The sequence below is a fragment of the Streptomyces sp. LBL genome (genome assembly GCF_029893585.1).
In the GTDB taxonomy this organism is placed as follows: domain Bacteria; phylum Actinomycetota; class Actinomycetes; order Streptomycetales; family Streptomycetaceae; genus Streptomyces.
Genome location: NZ_JARXYX010000023.1, coordinates 130941 through 148484 on the forward strand (window position 1 = coordinate 130941; position 17544 = coordinate 148484).

15 protein-coding genes and 4 pseudogenes are annotated in these 17544 nt (G+C 68.8%); 9 read left to right on the forward strand and 10 right to left on the reverse strand.

Features of this window, described 5'->3' with window-relative positions; genetic code table 11:
• Positions 1-202 precede the first annotated feature (202 nt).
• The 3 genes from pyk to pta form a co-directional block, all read right to left on the reverse strand.
• On the reverse strand, positions 203-1627 hold the full coding sequence (gene pyk, locus M2271_RS26710) for a pyruvate kinase (RefSeq protein WP_280889874.1): 1425 nt from the start codon (positions 1625-1627) through the stop codon (positions 203-205).
• A gap of 205 nt (positions 1628-1832) precedes the next feature.
• Positions 1833-3050 carry an acetate kinase gene (locus M2271_RS26715; RefSeq protein ID WP_280889896.1) on the reverse strand — a complete coding sequence of 406 codons (1218 nt, stop codon included), beginning with the start codon at positions 3048-3050 and terminating at the stop codon, positions 1833-1835.
• A gap of 38 nt (positions 3051-3088) precedes the next feature.
• Positions 3089-5251: a phosphate acetyltransferase gene (pta, locus tag M2271_RS26720; protein WP_280889875.1), complete on the reverse strand. Its 2163-nt coding sequence runs from the start codon at positions 5249-5251 to the stop codon at positions 3089-3091.
• Between the two features lie 306 nt (positions 5252-5557).
• Here pta and M2271_RS26725 point away from each other — a divergent pair, with 306 nt between their 5' ends.
• The gene (locus M2271_RS26725) at positions 5558-6583 is read left to right on the forward strand and encodes an ATP-dependent 6-phosphofructokinase (protein WP_280889876.1); all 1026 of its coding nucleotides are present in this window, start codon (positions 5558-5560) and stop codon (positions 6581-6583) included.
• 67 nt (positions 6584-6650) lie between these two features.
• On the opposite strand, the gene M2271_RS26730 is transcribed toward M2271_RS26725, so the two are convergent.
• Positions 6651-7292: a TetR/AcrR family transcriptional regulator gene (locus tag M2271_RS26730; RefSeq protein WP_280889877.1), complete on the reverse strand. Its 642-nt coding sequence runs from the start codon at positions 7290-7292 to the stop codon at positions 6651-6653.
• Positions 7293-7341: 49 nt separating this feature from the next.
• Between M2271_RS26730 and M2271_RS26735 the strand changes: the two genes are divergently transcribed.
• Positions 7342-7512, forward strand: coding sequence for a hypothetical protein (locus M2271_RS26735; protein ID WP_280889878.1), 171 nt, complete (start codon positions 7342-7344; stop codon positions 7510-7512).
• A complete protein-coding gene (locus tag M2271_RS26740; protein WP_280889879.1) occupies positions 7509-8648 on the forward strand; it encodes a glycosyltransferase in 1140 nt (379 codons plus the stop codon). Before M2271_RS26735 ends, M2271_RS26740 begins: the two co-directional genes overlap by 4 nt.
• Before the next feature lie 49 nt (positions 8649-8697).
• On the opposite strand, the gene M2271_RS26745 is transcribed toward M2271_RS26740, so the two are convergent.
• From M2271_RS26745 to M2271_RS26755, 3 genes and pseudogenes are all read right to left on the reverse strand, one after another.
• Entirely contained in the window at positions 8698-9345 is a 648-nt protein-coding gene (locus M2271_RS26745) for an XRE family transcriptional regulator (RefSeq protein ID WP_348539195.1), read from the reverse strand.
• Between the two features lie 634 nt (positions 9346-9979).
• Positions 9980-10207, reverse strand: a pseudogene (locus M2271_RS26750) (carbohydrate ABC transporter permease); the annotation flags it as partial.
• Complete coding sequence (locus tag M2271_RS26755) at positions 10201-10584, reverse strand: flavin reductase (protein ID WP_280889881.1); 384 nt, start codon at positions 10582-10584, stop codon at positions 10201-10203. The pseudogene M2271_RS26750 and the gene M2271_RS26755, both read right to left, overlap by 7 nt.
• Positions 10585-10672: 88 nt before the next feature.
• On the opposite strand from M2271_RS26755, the gene M2271_RS26760 reads away from it, so the two are divergent.
• The gene (locus M2271_RS26760; RefSeq protein WP_280889882.1) at positions 10673-11731 is read left to right on the forward strand and encodes a hypothetical protein; all 1059 of its coding nucleotides are present in this window, start codon (positions 10673-10675) and stop codon (positions 11729-11731) included.
• Positions 11732-11930: 199 nt separating this feature from the next.
• On the opposite strand, the pseudogene M2271_RS26765 reads toward M2271_RS26760, so the two are convergent.
• A pseudogene (locus M2271_RS26765) lies at positions 11931-12364 on the reverse strand (transposase); the annotation flags it as partial.
• Positions 12365-12577: 213 nt separating this feature from the next.
• Between M2271_RS26765 and M2271_RS26770 the strand changes: the two are divergent.
• Positions 12578-13117 (forward strand): annotated as a pseudogene (locus M2271_RS26770) (transposase); the annotation flags it as partial.
• 210 nt (positions 13118-13327) lie between these two features.
• Entirely contained in the window at positions 13328-14656 is a 1329-nt protein-coding gene (locus M2271_RS26775; protein ID WP_280889883.1) for a PQQ-binding-like beta-propeller repeat protein, read from the forward strand.
• A 438-nt stretch (positions 14657-15094) separates the two neighbouring features.
• On the opposite strand, the gene M2271_RS26780 is transcribed toward M2271_RS26775, so the two are convergent.
• A complete protein-coding gene (locus M2271_RS26780; protein ID WP_280889884.1) occupies positions 15095-15244 on the reverse strand; it encodes a hypothetical protein in 150 nt (49 codons plus the stop codon).
• Positions 15245-15417: 173 nt separating this feature from the next.
• On the opposite strand from M2271_RS26780, the gene M2271_RS26785 reads away from it, so the two are divergent.
• Together M2271_RS26785 and M2271_RS26790 are read left to right on the forward strand one after the other, a co-directional pair.
• Positions 15418-15957, forward strand: a complete 540-nt coding sequence (locus tag M2271_RS26785) for an ankyrin repeat domain-containing protein (protein WP_280889885.1) — start codon at positions 15418-15420, stop codon at positions 15955-15957.
• 217 nt (positions 15958-16174) lie between these two features.
• Complete coding sequence (locus M2271_RS26790) at positions 16175-16969, forward strand: DUF1868 domain-containing protein (protein ID WP_280889886.1); 795 nt, start codon at positions 16175-16177, stop codon at positions 16967-16969.
• Between the two features lie 17 nt (positions 16970-16986).
• Here the strand turns inward: M2271_RS26790 and M2271_RS26795 are convergent, their stop codons facing one another.
• Positions 16987-17190: a hypothetical protein gene (locus tag M2271_RS26795; RefSeq protein WP_280889887.1), complete on the reverse strand. Its 204-nt coding sequence runs from the start codon at positions 17188-17190 to the stop codon at positions 16987-16989.
• On the opposite strand from M2271_RS26795, the pseudogene M2271_RS26800 reads away from it, so the two are divergent.
• A pseudogene (locus M2271_RS26800) lies at positions 17189-17544 on the forward strand (hypothetical protein); the annotation flags it as partial. The gene M2271_RS26795 and the pseudogene M2271_RS26800 overlap by 2 nt on opposite strands.

The following is a 17544-nucleotide window of genomic DNA, read 5'->3' on the forward strand; positions in this document are numbered from 1 at the left end:
GGCGATCAGGGTCCCCGGGATGGCGTGAGGCCGAGTACGAGTTGGTGGTCGACCGGGAGTCCCTGTTCGACTGGCCCAAGCCCTGGCCCCCGGACTACCCGGTGGACTGGGGCAACGTGGGCTGAGCCCGGGAAGCGCTGAGGGCGCCCCCACCAGTCGCAGGGGGCGCCCTCAGCGTCATACAAGAACCTTTACGGGGCGATCAGTTGGCGCCGCCCAGGTGGTGCACCCGCAGCATGTTGGTCGTGCCGGCGACGCCGGGGGGTGAGCCGGCGGTGATGATGCAGATGTCGCCGGGGTTGAAGCGGTTGAGCTTGGCGATCTCCTGGTCGACCAGGTCGACCATCTCGTCGGTGCTGTTCACGAACGGCACGACGTGGGACTCGACGCCCCAGCTGAGTGCCAGCTGGTTGCGGGTGGCCTCGTCGGTGGTGAACGCGATGATCGGCTGGACCGCGCGGTAGCGCGAGAGGCGGCGGGCGGTGTCGCCGGACTGGGTGAAGGCCACCAGGCCGCGGCCGCCGAGGAAGTCGGCGATCTCGCAGGCGGCGCGGGCGACGGAACCGCCCTGGGTGCGGGGCTTCTTGCCCGGGACGAGCGGCTGCAGGCCCTTGGACATCAGCTCCTGCTCGGCCGCGGTGACGATCTTCGACATCGTCTTCACGGTCTCGATCGGGTAGGCGCCCACCGAGGACTCCGCCGACAGCATGACCGCGTCCGCGCCGTCCAGGATCGCGTTGGCCACGTCGGAGGCCTCGGCGCGGGTCGGACGGGAGTTGGTGATCATCGACTCCATCATCTGGGTCGCCACGATCACCGGCTTGGCGTTGCGCCGGCACAGCTCGATCAGGCGCTTCTGCACCATGGGGACCTTCTCGAGCGGGTACTCGACGGCCAGGTCGCCACGGGCGACCATCACACCGTCGAACGCCATCACGACGTCCTCCATGTTCTCCACCGCCTGCGGCTTCTCCACCTTGGCGATGACGGGGGCCCGGCGGCCCTCCTCGTCCATGATCTTGTGGACGTCGGCCACGTCCGTGGCGTCCCGGACGAAGGACAGGGCGACCAGGTCGCAGCCCATGCGCAGCGCGAAGCGCAGGTCTTCTATGTCCTTCTCGGACAGCGCCGGCACGTTCACGGCCGCGCCGGGCAGGTTGATGCCCTTGTGGTCGGAGACGACGCCGCCCTCGATGACGATCGTCTTCACCCTCGGGCCCTCGACCTCGGTGACCTTCAGCTCGACGTTGCCGTCGTTGATGAGGATCTGGTCGCCCTTGGCCACGTCACCGGGCAGGCCCTTGTAGGTCGTCCCGCAGATCTGCTTGTCGCCGGCGACGTCCTCGGTGGTGATGACGAACTCGTCACCCCGCTCCAGCTCGACCGGACCCTCGGCGAAGGTCTCCAGCCGGATCTTCGGGCCCTGCAGGTCGGCGAGGACACCGATGGCCCGGCCGGTCTCCTTGGCGGCGGCACGGACGCGGTCGTACCGCCCCTGGTGCTCGGCGTGCGAGCCGTGGCTGAAGTTGAAGCGGGCCACATTCATGCCGGCTTCGATCAGCGACACGAGTTGTTCATGGGAGTCGACCGCGGGGCCGAGAGTACAGACGATTTTCGAACGACGCATGGAGCGATCCTATCGGTTTGTTTCGCCACGGAATATTCCGCCTGGTGGAAGTGCAAGTGGAAGTGGAAGTGCAGGTGGAAGAGCAGCGGGAGGGCAGGGGAAGAACACGCGGAAGAGCAGTCGGAAGAACAAATGGGCGGCACTGCGCTCAGGCGTGTTACCGCCGTGTATTGCTCAGCCGGCCACGCGGCGGAGCCGCATATTGTTACTGCCCGACCAGTGCGTAGGTCTGTGTGGCGATCTCCAGTTCTTCGTCGGTCGGCACCACGGCGACGGCCACCCGTGCGCCCGCGGGCGAGATCAGTCGCGGCTCGTCCCCGCGTACGGCGTTGAGCGCGCCGTCCACCGCCAGGCCCAGCCCCTCCAGGCCCGCCACCGCGGCTTCCCGCACCGGGATCGCGTTCTCCCCGACGCCCGCCGTGAATGCGACCGCGTCCACCCGGCCGAGCACGGCGTAATAGGCGCCTATGTACTTCTTCAACCGGTGAATGTAGATGTCGAAGGCGAGCTGGGCTTGTTGGTCACCCGCATCGACCCGGCGGCGGATCTCCCGCATGTCGTTGTCCCCGCACAGACCGATCAATCCGCTCTTCTTGTTGAGAAGAGTGTCGATCTCGTCCGTGGACATTTTGCCAACGCGCATCAAATGGAAGATGACGGCCGGGTCCATGTCTCCGGAGCGCGTACCCATCACGAGCCCCTCCAAGGGTGTCAGCCCCATGGAGGTGTCCACGCACTTCCCGCCCCGTACGGCGGAGGCGGACGCCCCGTTGCCGAGGTGCAGCACGATCACGTTGACGTCCTCGGGCGCCTTGCCCAGCAGCTCGGCCGTCGCGCGGGACACGTACGCGTGCGAGGTCCCGTGGAAGCCGTACCGCCGGATCCGGTGCTCGTCGGCGGTCTTCACGTCGATCGCGTAGCGGGCGGCCGACTCCGGCATCGTGGTGTGGAAGGCGGTGTCGAAGACGGCGACCTGGGGCAGGTCCGGGCGCAGCGCCTGGGCGGTGCGGATGCCGGTGAGGTTGGCCGGGTTGTGCAGCGGGGCGACCGGGATCAGCCGCTCGATCTCGGCGAGCACGGTGTCGTCGACGACCGTCGGCTCGGTGAACAACTTTCCGCCGTGCACCACCCGGTGGCCGATCGCGGCCAGCTCCGGCGAGTCCAGCCCGAGCCCGTCCTTGGCCAGCTCTTCCGCTACGGCCTTCAGAGCGGCCTCGTGATCGGCGATCGGGCCGGTCCGCTCACGGGACTCCCCGCCGAGCGCGAGAGGCGTGTGCTTGAGCCGGGAGGTCTCTTCACCGATGCGCTCCACGAGCCCCACGGCCAGCCGGCTGCTGTCGCGCATGTCGAGCAGCTGGTACTTCACCGACGAGGAACCGGAGTTGAGGACGAGGACGCGGGAGGGAAGGGGGGCCGAGCGCAGCCCGCCGGATGGGGTGGTGGTGGGCGACGGGTGGGAGCTCACTGGGTGGCGGCCTTCTCGATCGGAGACAGTGCTGGGGACTGGGACTGGGACTGGGAGGGGGAGGGGGAGGGGGACGAGGACTGGGCCGCGGCCTGGGTCTGGGCCTGGATGGCCGTGATGGCGACGGTGTTGACGATGTCCTGGACGAGCGCGCCCCGGGACAGGTCGTTGACCGGCTTGCGCAGACCCTGCAGCACCGGGCCGACGGCGATCGCGCCGGCCGAGCGCTGCACGGCCTTGTAGGTGTTGTTGCCCGTGTTGAGGTCCGGGAAGATCAACACGCTGGCCTGACCGGCGACTTCGGAGCCCGGCAGTTTGGTCGCGGCGACCGACGGCTCCACGGCGGCGTCGTACTGGATCGGCCCCTCGATCTTCAGGTCGGGGCGCCGCGAGCGCACCAGCTCGGTCGCCTCCCGCACCTTGTCGACATCGGCGCCCGAGCCGGACGTACCCGTCGAGTACGACAGCATCGCGATCCGCGGCTCCACGCCGAACTGCTCGGCGGTGGACGCCGACTGGATCGCGATGTCGGCGAGCTGCTCGGCGTTCGGGTCGGGGTTGACCGCGCAGTCGCCGTAGACGAGGACCTTGTCGGCGAGGCACATGAAGAAGACGGACGACACGATGTCGGCGTCCGGCTTGGTCTTGATGATCTCGAAGGCGGGCCGGATGGTCGCGGCCGTGGAGTGCACCGAGCCCGACACCATGCCGTCGGCGAGGCCCTCCTGGACCATCAAGGTGCCGAAGTAGTTCACGTCGGAGACGACGTCGTACGCCAGTTCCACGGTGACGCCCTTGTGGGCGCGCAGGGCCGCGTACTGCTCGGCGAAGGCGTCCCGCAGCTCGCTGGTGGCCGGGTCGATCAGCCGGGCCTCGCCCAGGTCGATCCCCAGGTCGGCGGCCTTCTTGCGGATCTGGTCGACCGGGCCGAGGAGAGTGAGATCGCACACCCCGCGGCGCAGCAGGACCTCGGCCGCGTGCAGGACGCGCGGCTCGGTGCCCTCGGGCAGCACGACGCACCGCTTGTCCGAGCGGGCCTGCTCCAGGAGCTTGTGCTCGAACATCATCGGGGTGAGTCGGTCGCTGCTCGGCGCGGACACCCGCCGGTTGAGGCCCGCGGTGTCGACGTACCGCTCGAAGAGGCCGAGGGCGGTCTCCGCCTTGCGCGGGGTGGCCGCGTTCAGCTTCCCCTCCAGGGAGAAGAGTTCGGCGGCGGTGGGGAAGCTGTTGCCGGGTACCGACAGGACCGGGGTGCCGGGGGCGAGGCGGGCGGCGAGGGTGAGGATGTCGTCGCCCGGGACCTCGTTCAGGGTGAGAAGGACGCCGGCGATCGGTGGGGTGCCGGCGCTGTGCGCGGCCAGCGAGCCGACGACCAGGTCCGCGCGGTCGCCGGGGGTGACGACCAGGCAGCCCGGGGTCAGGGCACCCAGGAAGTTCGGCAGCATCGCGCCGCCGAAGACGAAGTCCAGCGCGTCCCGGGCCAGCCCCGAGTCGTCGCCGAGGACGACCCTGGCGCCGAGGGCGTGCGCGATCTGGGCGACGGTCGGCGCGGACAGGGCGGGCTCGTCGGGCAGGACGTAGCAGGGGACGGGGAGCCGCGAGTCGAGCTGCTCGGCGATCTTGTCCCGGTCGTCCCGGGCGACCCGGTTGGTGACCATGGCGAGGACGTCGCAGCCCAGGCCCTCGTAGGCGCGGTAGGCGTTGCGGGTCTCGGAGAGCACCGATTCGGCGGTCTGCCCCCGGCCGCCCACCACCGGGATCACGGACGCGCCGAACTCGTTCGCCAGCCGGGCGTTGAGCGACAGCTCGTCCGGGAACTGGGTGTCGGCGTAGTCGGTGCCGAGGACCAGGACGACGTCGTAGTCCCGGGCGACGCGGTGGAAGCGGTCGACGAGCGTCGACACCAGCTCGTCGGCGCCGCGCTCGGCCTGGAGGGCGGAGGCCTCGTGGTAGTCCATGCCGTAGACCGTCGCCGGGTCCTGGGACAGTCGGTACCGGGCCCGCAGCAGCTCGAACAGGCGGTCCGGGCCGTCGTGGACAAGGGGACGGAACACGCCCACCCGGTCGACCTGCCGGGTCAGCAGCTCCATGACCCCCAGCTCGACGACCTGGCGGCCGTCGCCGCGGTCGATACCGGTCACGTACACGCTGCGCGTCACGTGTGCTCTCCGTTTCGTCTCTCGTCCAGGAACCCGGCTGGAACCCGGCTGGAACCCGGCTGGACCCGCTTCACAAAAACCGGCGGGAACCCGGTCCATGCATGAACCCGGCGGGAGCCAGGTCCATGAGCCCGGCGGGAACCCGCTCCATAAAAATCGCCCACCGAGGTGAGCAGAACCCTCTTGACAATACCTCCGGCGATATATAAGACGCCCGTCAGGTCTCGGGGCGGCAGCCCCGCTGTGGGGGCATGAAACAATCGGACCTGGCTCACCGGTCTCAACAGCGAGCAGGAGACACGCACGATGCGTATCGGAGTTCTCACCGCAGGCGGCGACTGCCCCGGCCTGAACGCCGTGATCCGGTCGGTCGTGCACCGAGCGGTCGACCACTACGGCGACGAGGTCATCGGCTTCGAGGACGGGTACGCCGGTCTGCTCGACGGCCACTACCGCACCCTCGACCTCGACGCGGTCAGCGGCATCCTGGCCCGCGGCGGCACCATCCTCGGCTCCTCCCGCCTCCAGCGCGACCGCCTGCGCGAGGCCTGTGAGAACGCGTACGACATCGCCCGCGACTTCGGTATCGACGCGCTGATCCCGATCGGCGGCGAGGGCACACTGACGGCCGCGCGGATGCTGTCCGACGCGGGGCTGCCGGTGGTCGGCGTCCCGAAGACCATCGACAACGACATCTCCTCCACGGACCGCACCTTCGGCTTCGACACCGCGGTCGGTGTCGCCACCGAGGCGATGGACCGACTCAAGACCACCGCCGAGTCCCACCAGCGGGTGATGGTCGTCGAGGTCATGGGCCGGCACGCGGGCTGGATCGCCCTGGAGTCCGGCATGGCGGCCGGCGCCCACGGCATCTGCCTGCCCGAGCGGCCCTTCGACCCCGCCGACCTGGTCACGATGGTCGAGGAACGCTTCGCCCGCGGCAAGAAGTTCGCGGTCGTCTGCGTCGCCGAGGGCGCCCACCCCGCCGAGGGCACCATGGACTACGGCACGGGCGCGATCGACCAGTTCGGCCACGAGCGCTTCCAGGGCATCGGTACGGCACTGGCGTTCGAGCTGGAGCGCCGGCTCGGCAAGGAGGCCAAGCCGGTCATCCTCGGGCATGTACAGCGCGGCGGCACACCGACCGCGTACGACAGGGTGCTCGCCACGCGTTTCGGCTGGCATGCGGTGGAGGCCGCGCACCAGAGCCGGTTCGGCAGGATGACCGCCCTGCGCGGCACCGACATCGTGATGGTGCCGCTGGCGGAGGCGGTGACCGAGCTGAAGACGGTCCCGAAGGAGCGGATGGACGAGACGGAGTCGGTCTTCTGAACCACCCGGCACCTGGCATCGTTCTGATCCGGCACCTGCCGTCGGTCTCGTCCGCCCTGCCGGGCAGTCAGTCCCTCTGTCGAGGGTGACCGAGCACGGCGAAGGCCAACGCTTCGTTGAGCCAGGTCTCGGACTCGTCCAAGGACCAGCCGAGGTCGTCGGTGCGGACGAAGTAGGCGGCGTTGCAGAGATGGAGCCAGAGCAGGTCGGTGGCGCGGGCGACGTCCACACCTTCACGGAGAGCGCCCATCCGGTCGAGCTGACCGGCCGTCAGTGCCAGGCCGCCACGCATGCTGTCGTGAGCGGTCTGCAGGATCTCCCGTACGCCCGGCTCCTGGGGTGCCGCGGCGACGACCTGCCGCATCAGACCTGACCACTGCTCGAACTTGTCACGTGTGGCGTGCACGATGAAGCGGATCAGCTCGTGCGGCTCGGTGATCGATTCGATGTGCGCGAGGATGCCCGGGATGTCCTCGGCGTCGGTGCCGGACTCGATCAGGGTGCGGAGCAGCCCGTTCTTTCCGCCGCCGACCGCGTACACCGTTGCCGGCGCGACGCGGGCGATCCGAGCGATCTCATCAACCCTCGTGGCGAAGTATCCCTTCTGGACGAACAGTTCACGCGCCACGTCCAGGATGGCCTGACGCGTGAGCTGGGCGTATTCGGCCCTCCTGCCAGTTCCTGCGGTGGTGTTCCGAGCGCGCGCCATGGCGCCAATCGTACGTGCCCTTCTTTCGTCAGAGTCGACTCTGGCGAATGTGTTGTACTCTGACGCTCGCCAGCGCGTGATCACAGGAGCGCAGTCGTCGACGCGGTGCGTCCTGCTGATCACGGGCCTTGCGATCGCCATCGCCATCGCCATCGCGAACGCCAACGCCATCGCCATCGCGTTACGCATCAGTTCGAAGGGAACAACACCGCTGTTATGAAAGCGCTTTTCACCACCTTTCCCGCGTACGGCCATCTGCTGCCGATGCTTCCGCTCGCCCAGGCGGCCGCCGCCGCAGGGGACGAGGTGGTCATCGCCGCGCCGAAGGATCTGCACCAGGCGGTCGACGGCCTGACGACGCGTGTCCTGGGGCCGTCGTTGCCGGACATCCTCGCCGAGAACGACCGCCGTTCCGGGGAGGACGTTCTCGGTTACCGAAGCGACAGTTCCCGACTGCTCGATGCGACCGTCGCCATGTTCACGACGACCCGCGCCGACATGGCCTTCGACGAGCTGTGCGCCATAGCCACGGACGAGCGCCCGGACGTCATCGTCGCGGAGATGTGGGACTACGTCGCGCCGCTGGTCGCGCGGCGGCTCGGCATCCCGTGGGTGACCTTCGTCCACAGCCCGGCCACCGCCATCGACGCGGTTCTCGAAGGTGGAATGGTCAAGGCACTGGAGCAGCGTGAGCTGACCACGCCTGCCCCGCTGGCGACCGTCCAGTTGTGGCCGGACTGGCTGGAGAGTGAGCGGAACGCTGCTCCCGAGGAGGCCGAGTTGGCGATCGGGGCCACTCCGTACACCACCTCGGCGGTGGTCGACATCCCTGCCTTCGACGGTGAACGCCCAGTGGTGCTGGTGACCTTCGGTACGGTCGTGGACGATGTGGCGCTGCTCAACTCCGCCGTGCGGGGTGTGCTCGACGCCGGCGCCGATGCCCTGGTCACGACCGGCTTCGCCGCGGGACCCGAGGCCATTGAGGGCATCGAGGCCGACTCCGACCGGGTGCGCGCCGTCCCGTTCGCCCCGATCGGGCAACTGCTGGACCGGGTACAGGCGGTGGTCGCGGCAGGCGGATCGGGGACCACGCTGGCCGCGCTCTCACGCGGCCTGCCCCTGGCCTTCGTGCCCCGCATCGCGAACCAGCCGCAGGTGGCGTCCGTTGTCGCGGGCTTCGGTGCCGGTGTCGTCTGCGACGACCCGGCCAAGCTGACCACGACGGTGGAGCAGCTGCTGGCCGAGCCGGGGCTACGAGCGCAGGCGCGGGCCGCGTCCGACCTGCTGGCCCGACGCCCCGCGCCGGATGCCGTGTGGTCGGCGCTGCGGGACCGGATCGGCGTGTCCGGGCGATGAATCGTCCTTCCTGGCGCAGGACACCAGGAAGGTCTGCCGTCGGCGTCCCCTAACCGGTGCTCTTCTGGACCGTGGCCCAGAAGTGGTCGATCACCCGGTCCAGGAAGTCCTGCCCGCTGTCCACGGCGTCGTCACCGCCACGGCCGCCGCCACCGCCACCGCCACCCCATCTGAGAGTGGAGGCCGACTGCCTGTGGTACTGCCGGTGCAGTGTCCGGAGGGTGTCCTCCAGGAGCCGTTTGTCCAGCAGCACGATCTTCGCGACCGGACGGACGTACGCCTGCCACCGCGTCGTCGCGGCGTTGCGCAGCAGCTCGGTGAGCTTCGGTTCATGCCCTGTCACGGCGATGAGATCGGGCAGCGACAGCTCCAGCAGATCGGACAACGTGGACGACTGACGGGCGGTGCCGCGCCACTCGTCGTGCTCCTCCATGCTGAGGTAGGCGAGCAGTTCGAGCCCGACGGCCCGGGCCACGTCCTCGGGCGCGAACCCGTGGAAGAGTCGGTGCTCGCGCAAGGTGCGCGGTCTGCCGACAAGTTCACCGGGGGAGCACCACAACACGCCTGCGAGCGCGGTGAGTTCGGAGTTGGTGGTGGGTGAGGTGATCCCGCGTTCCCAGGCGATCACCAGGTCCGGGGTCACGTACGGGAGGCCGTACGAGGCCCGCATGTCGTAGGCGACATGCTCGGGTCCCATTCCGAGGGCGGTCCGGAGTTGGCGGGCGGCGGGGGCGTCGAACGGGGGAGGCGGCGGTGGGCTGGACGGTCGGGTCTGCAGGGATCGGCGCACGGGGCTCAAATTAGGGGCGCGGGCGTGCGGCGACTACGGTCAGTTCGGCCAGGATCACAGATTGTAGGAACATACGGTTTCGGCCGTGAGTTCGGGGTGGCCGAAGATCGTCCGTCGGTGGCCCGGTGCCGGTCGTGAGAACGGCGTCGGGTCGCCTGGGCGGGCGTCCGGATCGAGTGCGGCTGTCCCGCATGTGGCGAATGGCAAGGTGGAGAGGCATATTCGCCGAACATCTGCCGACGCCGACCGCCGACACCCGGCGACGATCGCCCCCGACGCGACGCCGCAGGTCTCGCCCGTGCGGGCGGACCTCGAAGGTGTGTACCTCATGGTCGACACGGCGATCGACCGGGTGAGCGAGAAGAACCCGCGGCGCAATCCGAACGGTCCCGCTCCCCGGACGACCTCTTCACGGCCCCGTTCCCTGGCTCACCCCTTCACGGTCCCGTTCCCTGGCTCACCCCTTGACGGTCCCGTTCCCCGGATCCCCCTTCACCGTCCCGCTCCCTGACTCCCCCCTTCACGGTCCCCCTTCCCCCGCTCACCCCTTCACGGCCCCGCCCAGCGCGAACCCCCCGCCCAGTCGCCGTGAGATCAGCACGTACAGCAGGATCACCGGGGTCGAGTGCACGATCAAGAACGCGGCGAGCTGCCCATAGGCCACCATCCCCCGGTTGCCGAAGAACTCGTTGATGCTCACCGAGGCCGGCATCTGGTCCGGCGTGAGCAGGAGCATGAACGGCACGAAGAAGTTGCCCCACATCATGATCCTTGCGGTTCTGCGACGTTGTGTCGGCTGATGCCTTGCCGTGCCTCGTCCCCCCTCGGCTCCGTGACCGAGGTATAACGGCGGTCGTGGTACAGCAGCGGTCCGGGCTGGTCTCGGCCGCCATGTCCGCCCCTTTCCGGCGCGGCCAGGACGATGTGGTGGTCGCCCGCCGGGATGCGGTCGACGATCCGGCATTCGGTAAACTCCGCGTTCGCTGACAGCCTCGGCACTGTTATGGCGTGGCCGTGTGCGGTTGCCGTCGGGTGGTCCGATCCTCGGGGTGAGGGGGTGGATTGAAGCTTCCCCTTGATCAAGGTGGCCGTTGTCCTTGGACAACGAAGCCAGTCGCCCTGACATTCAATCGAGGTGTTTGACACCGAACCCAGGCGACGCTGATCTTTGCCATCCAGCCGAGTCGTCGCAGATCAGCCGACCGTGTCAGTGTCCGGTCGCATACTGACGCCCATGCAGATATCGGCGTACACACTCAAGCGGGCCTGGCACCGGGTGTCCGCGGGCTCTGACGTGCTCGACGACGCGATGCTCCCGCCCATCGGCACCTCACCCGACCAGTACGAGCAGCACGTGGGCGAGTCGCACGGTCGTCTCTTCCTGGTCCTGGACGACGACGGCACGGTGCGCGGCCACATCGGTCCCTATCGGGAGGTCTTCGTCACTCAGGACCTGGATCAGGTGCTGTACTTCGCCGCCGAGGACGCGGTCCGCAAGCTCGCCGAGCACATCGCGGCCCGGTCCCCGGGTCGCGGCCCGGTGGCCAATCTCGTCTCCGGGCAGGCCGAGCTGCTGGACCGGATCAACCTCGCCTGGGGCAGCCGATTCCGCAACGGCGGCATGGACGGTACGCAGCCCTCCGCTGCGTGCGGGCGCGACCCGCTGGAGCGCCTCGCCTGGATCGCTGGCAGCTGGCGCGAGCAGGCCCCCTACACCCACCTCGCCTTCTTCCGCGGCGAGAGCATCAGCGCCGAACGGATCGCCCTGCTCCACGGAGCCGACCCCGCACAGATCGCCGCCGGGACCCGTCTTGCGGATCTGCGCAGCATGGACGGCGGGACCTTCGACTACTGGGACATCGTCTGGGAAACCTGCTGCTACGGGCAGGCCGGCGACTGGGCGTTCCTGATGTACCACAAGACCCCCGGCTTCGGGCCCGATCTTGAGGCTCTCGCCCGGCTCGGTGTCACCGAGGCGGTGCACCTGAACGCCACCTCCGCGAAGGCCATCTACACCTTCGACTACATGCGCGACGGCCACCGTATCGACGACGACTGGGGCGTCCTGGAGCTGATCTGGTACGACCGAGGCCGCGCCCCCTACTTCCGAGGCGGCCAGCTCGACTTCCTCAACCAGGCCATACGCCGTGCCGAATTGGACCACCCCGAACTCACCAGCGAGTTCGAGCTGTACTTCCACGCCCTGGAGGACGCATTCGACCTCCAACTGCCCCGGCAGGACATTCAGGAGGGAACGGTCCGGGCCGCGCAGTGGACACGCCGCAACAGTTGACAGTTCCATCCTGAGAGCCGGCCGAGGGCCGTGGCATCTCATGGCAGCCCGCCTGCCCGCGTGCATGGTCCCGCCTCGACGGCTGCACAGACATGAAGGGCACAAGGCAGCGATCCACGTCTCTCAAGTCGTCTACTGCTCCCAGGGCCTGGAGCCGGTCGATTGCCCGGGTGATCTCGATGGTGCAGGGCCATCGGGTGGTGAAGCGGAGCCAGCGGCGGCGGCCGGTGGCGACGAGCTGGGCGGCGGCGGAGAACAGGCGCAGGCGGAGTTTCTTGGGTTCCCAGCGGCGGGTTTGGCCGGTCAGGGCGAGCATCGGCATCCAGGCGAGGAGGTCGAATGCGAGGGAGACGATCTCCAGCCAGATCTGGTTCTGGGCGGTGTCGTGCAGGGGCAGGTGGCGCGGGCGTTTCGGATGCGGTCCTCGCAGCGGGCCCGGCGGCGGTGACGCAGTTCGAGGTCGGCGAGTTGGCCGCCCTGGGTGTTGGTCGCGAAGCAGGTGAGGCGTAGTCCGTCGAGGTCGGTGAAGCGCATCTGGGCGCCAGGGTGGGGGCGTTCCTTGCGGACGATCAGCCGCATGCCCCTGGGCCAGGTGCTCAGGTCGGGTATGTCGGTGATCTCTGCGACCCGGGAGCAATGCTCAAGACCTGTGGATCGGCCTGGGGAGGGCTGTCTCGCGAAATGTGGAGGGCGGACCTTCCCGAGTGATCGATTGATGGTCACCGAGTAGACCCGCGTTGCACCGCGGGTTGGGAAGGCACACCCGTGCTCAGCGTACTCAACAACGACGGAACCACCGAGACTGGATCCCTGATGGACGACATCGTCCGCGAGGGTGCTCGGCGGGTCGGGGACGGCGCGATGGGACTGTGGAGGGCCCTCGCAGAGGTATTTCCGCGGGCCAGGCGCCAGAGGTGCTGGGTTCACAAGGTCCGCAATGTCATGAACGCGCTACCGAAGTCGGCTCAGCCCGGCGCGAAGAAGGCCCTGCAGGAGATCTACAACGCCGAGGACCGCGACCACGCCGAGAAGGCGATCAAGGACTTCGAGCGCACCTACGGTGCGAAGTGGCCGAAAGCGACCAAGAAGGTCACCGACGAGACCGACGAGCTCCTCGCGTTCTACGACTTCCCCGCCGAGCACTGGGTGCACCTGCGCACGACAAATCCCATCGAGAGCACTTTCAGCACCGTGAAGCTGAGGACCAAAGTCACCCGCGGGGCCGGCAGCCCGGCCGCGGCGCTGGCGATGGTGTTCAAACTCGTCGAGTCCGCCCAGGCCCGCTGGCGCGCGATCACCGCACCCCATCTTGTTGCCCTCGTCCGCAACGGCGCCCGCTTCAAGAACGGTCACCTCGTGGAACGTCCCGAAGTCATTGCAGCCTGAACAACCCCGCTGCTGTTGACAATTACTCTTCCGCGTCGAACATGACCGCCCCCATCAGATGTGCTCGCACGTGATCGCCGCAGCATAGGGCGACTGGGATACGGCCGATCCGACCCCCTCGTGGCTACGAGGTCATCACGAAGGAGGCGGGAGAGTGGTGAGCAGGTTTGCGGGCGTTCTACCGTAAGGGCGGATCCGGGGGGGGGGGCGATGAGGCATCGGTGGCGGCGAGGGCTACTGACCGTGGTGGTGGGGCTGCTGGTGGCGGGCTGTTTCGCCCCGTCGCCGCCGATGTTCGGCGATGGGGAGGCGGTGCCCGAGGAGGCCTCGCGTGTTCCACTGCCGGTGCGGCCGGGCCCCGATGGCACCTGGGCGCTGAACGCCCCGGCGGCGGCGGGGCTGCTCGGCCAGGGCCGCACGCTGGTCCGCCTGGATGGCGCAGAGAACGGGGGCTGGCGGCTGGCATTGCCGGCCGAATTCGCGTTGACCTCGCATCAGCCCGGCGCGGCGCACTCCGTGCTCGGCGGTGGTCGCCGCGTGGTGCTGGTCGGCGGCAGGGACGGCCGCCGAGGGCCGAGTGCGATCGCCGGGCTCGACCCGGACCAGGGGCTCCTGATCTGGCGTCAGGCCTTGCCGCCCGGCAGCCAGGTTTTCCTGTTGGAAAACAGCTCCGTGGTACTGACGGCGGTATGCCGCCCCAGGTCCTGCCGCCTCACCGGCTGGGACGCGGGTGTACTCCAGTGGACGCGCGCAGTGTCCGGGGCGGTAGGGGTCGTCTGCCAGGCCGACGCGCTCGCCACCGCCGACGGCCGCAGTGGGGACCATTGCGGGCCCTATCTGGTCACCCCCGACCGTGTCGGCACTGTTGACCCGGGCGACGGCGGGCTTCACTGGCAGGCTGGGCTGCGGCCGCCCGACGGCATCGTCGATCGAATCATCAAGGACAACGACCGGGTCATCATGGTCACCGCACCGGCCAAGGGCAGCTGCCGCGCCACCGTCCTCGCCAGCGCCAGCGGGGTGGAATCCGGTGACGGGGACCGCGGCTGGCGGTACAGCTTCGTCTGGGACCAGCCTCAGGCCCCGCGCGACGCGCGCACCGGATGCCGCTGGGACCGCACTCTTCCCCTGATCGTCGGCTTCCGCATGGTACTGCCGGACGCCAAAGGCGCCCTGGTCGTCGATCCCTACTTCGGCACCATGCGCCCCTCCCGGCGACTGGCCCCGGGCGAGTACCTGGTCACCTACGGCACCATGAACGAGATCATCCGCGCGCCCGGCCGCCCGGACCGGCTCCTGTACGCGGGCGCCGACCAGCTGGTCCGGCCCCACGGGCTGAGCCCCGCGGCGCGGTCCGTCACCGGCGGCTTCTGGCAGGACGGTCACCGCCTGCTCCTGCTGGACCACCGGGGCAATACCCTCTGGCGGGGCACATCGGACTGCCAGGCGTTCCGGCACGCCGACAAAGCCGTCGGCGGGCCGCTCACCTACTGCGAAGGCAACGACCTGGTGACCCTGCGGCCCGTGCACAAAGACTGACAGCCCCGTACGACCGGTCGGCAGGCACCGCTTGGTGGCGTACCGGCCTGGGCAGGGCCGCGCCGGCCGGGTGGCCTGTCGCACATTCGCCCCACGGACGCGAGTGACGGTGCGAAGTAGACGGAACCCATCCACCGCGGTCACAGGCCCAAAGCGGAGTGGCCCGGAGCTTGCGAGCAGTCCCATCCACAGGATTTGACAATTCCTCGCGACCCGGGCGCCGAGAACGCATTGGCCAGGGCGTGCGCCTACCAGCAGACCAGTCCCTCCCGCACCGTAGGCAGGTGTGGCGCTTGGCGGCCCATGACCGTGAACCGGCGAACCCCGTCCAGGGCATCGGCAGCCCCCTGGGCCCTGACCGGCTTGGTCTTCGAAGCAGAGCCGGGCGCCCAAGTCCGCCGGCTGGATGAGATCCCGGGAGGCTTGCGGTGGCCTTGGCTACAGGAGGTGGTCGACCTTGCCGGACTTGATGTCGCGGATGAGGGTGCGGAGGGCTTCGCGGGTGTCGGTGAGGGGGTGGTCCTCTTGTCCGGCGGTGGCGATGTAGGGGTTGCCTTGGCGGCCAGATCTCGGGGAGGCGGGCGCCATGGCCGTCCCTTGTCGGGAGTGCGGCAGTAGTCGCCTGGCCGTCCGCCCGTGTGCGCGGCGAGGTGGGCGCGGTAGCCGTCTTCCTCCAGACTCACTGAGCTTCTTCGAGCCGGCCACCGATCAGGTGAGCCAGGCGACGTCATCATCAAAACACTGAATCCGGGAAGAATGCGTTGACCAAAGACCTTCCATCGGCCGCGGCAGACGGTGACGAACAGCGTGTGGCACTCCTCCTCGGAGACGGAGCGCCCGTAGACATGAAGGATGAGCGCGGCCGTACGGCACTTGACCTCGCCGTGTGGGGCAGACATGCCTCAGTGGTCCGCCTGCTCCTGGCCGCCGGGGCGGACCCGGAGCAGCGCATCGGTGAGTTCGGCGAGGAAACGCCACTGCGCTTCGCCGCGGCCCAAGGGGCGGCGGAAATCGTCGAGCTCCTGCTTGATGCGGGCGCGATGCCGGACTACCGCCTGGACCCGACCCGCGCGACGCCGCTGATGGTGGCGGCCGCCGAGAACCAGGCAGACATCGTGCGCATGCTTCTGGACCACGGCGCGGACCTCAAGCTGAGAGGCAGGGACAAGACGGCCCTGGAATGGGCACGTGGTCGCGGCCCGGATGCAACGGCCGTACTTCTGAGCCGCGGGGCGGTGGATGCCACATCAGAGGCCAGGAAAAGAAAATCTCCGCCGACGACGGGCACTCCTCGGATCTGATACCCGTGAAGGCACGCCATGACATGTTCCGTTCCCGGTCCCGGGCGGGGGCGTGTGGGTGATCAGGAGGGCCCGTAGGACGGTCAGGCAGGCGTGGACGACCATGGTCAGGGAGAAGCGCACAGGTGCTCCGCCTGGGTGCAGCCCTGGGGCCATCCGACGTTCAGGTCGGCCCGGCATATTTCGCCTGTCTGGGTTTCAACTCAACAGGAGTGACATGTCTACCCCCAACCGCCGAGGCGTCCTCTTCGGCGCTGCCGGCGCTGCTGCCGGTCTCGCGATCGTCCCCGCCCCGGCGTTCGCCGCCTCGCAGCGCCCAGGGCGCCGTGAGCCGCTGGCCGCCGGACCCGGCAAGAAGTGGGACCTCGACGGCAACGCGCAGCGCTTCCGTGGCAACACGTTCGTCTGCCCCGTGCCCCAGGACTCGGCCTTCTTCCGCGCCGAGACCGAGGCGATGGAGATCATGAAGCGGTCCTCCCTCGCCGATCAGTACGTCTGCCTGCCGCGCCAGAGCATGCACATGACGGTGTTCGACGCCATGACACAGGACGACATCAGCAAGAAGCAGCTCCCGGCCTGGCTGGCTGACTGCACGGATGTCTCCGAGGTGTCCCAGCGGATCCTCGCGCGCCTCCAGAAGTCGACGCTGACCCCCATGGGCCCGATCACGATGAAGGTCAAGGGGTTCCGTCCCTTCGACGCCAACTTCACGATGGACCTCACCCCCGCCGACGACGCCACCTTCAACACACTCTGGACGACCCGACGGGAGCTGAGTGCCCTGCTGGAGATCCGGGCGTCGAACTTCGAGACGTACCAGTTCCACTCGACCATCGGCTACCGCCTGGTCAAGCCGCTGGCGTCCGACGTGCCGCCCATGGAGCGACTGGCGGCGAGGTGCTCCGCACTCTTCACCGGCGACGCCGCCACCGTGACCATGGAGCACCCGGCGTTCGACCTCTTCGACGACATGCTCGCGTTCCCGCAGGTGTGGCGGCTGCCGAAGGCCTGACACCCAGAGGACTGTTCTCACGCCAACGTTTCGAAGAAGGGATACGCGACCCACTGATGCGGTTCTCCCCGGACGATGTGGTTTTCCGCATCCAACTCAACCTGGAGCAGGCGCACACCGCCGAGGCGGCGTTGCGCGCGTGGCTGCCCCTGGTCGCCGAACTCCGCCCCCTGGCAATGGAGTTCGAGACGGCTGAGCCGTCCGGCCTGCCGGGGGTTCATGGCCGACCTGCTTGTGGTCGCCCCTCGCGCGGATGGGGAGACCGCCGAGGACCAACTGCGTGCCTCGGTGAGGCCGGTCATCGAACGGCTGGGCCTGGACGAGAAGCGGTTCGAGGTGAACGACGACGGCACGGGCGGTCGGGTGTCGGCGAAGGACAAGTTCACTGCCGGGAAGGACGCCGGCCTGTCCCACGGGGATTACCTCCTCTTCGCCATGATCGGTGCGGACCCGTTGAACCTAGCCTCGCGCTTTCATGAAGTTCGTACCGAGGGCGGTGGCCGGGCGGTGGTCTCGCAGGCAGGTGGGGTGCTGCTGGTCGAGACCGTCCGCAAGACAGGCCTGGACATGGCGAT

Excerpts from the sequence above, each read along its gene's own strand:
- pyk (WP_280889874.1), bottom strand. The coding sequence starts at position 1,627 with ATGCGTCGTTCGAAAATCGTCTGTACTCTCGGCCCCGCGGTCGACTCC.
- M2271_RS26725 (WP_280889876.1), top strand. The coding sequence starts at position 5,558 with ATGCGTATCGGAGTTCTCACCGCAGGCGGCGACTGCCCCGGCCTGAAC.
- M2271_RS26730 (WP_280889877.1), bottom strand. The coding sequence starts at position 7,292 with ATGGCGCGCGCTCGGAACACCACCGCAGGAACTGGCAGGAGGGCCGAA.
- M2271_RS26740 (WP_280889879.1), top strand. The coding sequence starts at position 7,509 with ATGAAAGCGCTTTTCACCACCTTTCCCGCGTACGGCCATCTGCTGCCG.
- M2271_RS26745 (WP_348539195.1), bottom strand. The coding sequence starts at position 9,345 with ATGGGACCCGAGCATGTCGCCTACGACATGCGGGCCTCGTACGGCCTC.
- M2271_RS26760 (WP_280889882.1), top strand. The coding sequence starts at position 10,673 with ATGCAGATATCGGCGTACACACTCAAGCGGGCCTGGCACCGGGTGTCC.
- M2271_RS26775 (WP_280889883.1), top strand. The coding sequence starts at position 13,328 with ATGAGGCATCGGTGGCGGCGAGGGCTACTGACCGTGGTGGTGGGGCTG.
- M2271_RS26780 (WP_280889884.1), bottom strand. The coding sequence starts at position 15,244 with ATGGCGCCCGCCTCCCCGAGATCTGGCCGCCAAGGCAACCCCTACATC.
- M2271_RS26790 (WP_280889886.1), top strand. The coding sequence starts at position 16,175 with ATGTCTACCCCCAACCGCCGAGGCGTCCTCTTCGGCGCTGCCGGCGCT.
- M2271_RS26795 (WP_280889887.1), bottom strand. The coding sequence starts at position 17,190 with ATGAACCCCCGGCAGGCCGGACGGCTCAGCCGTCTCGAACTCCATTGC.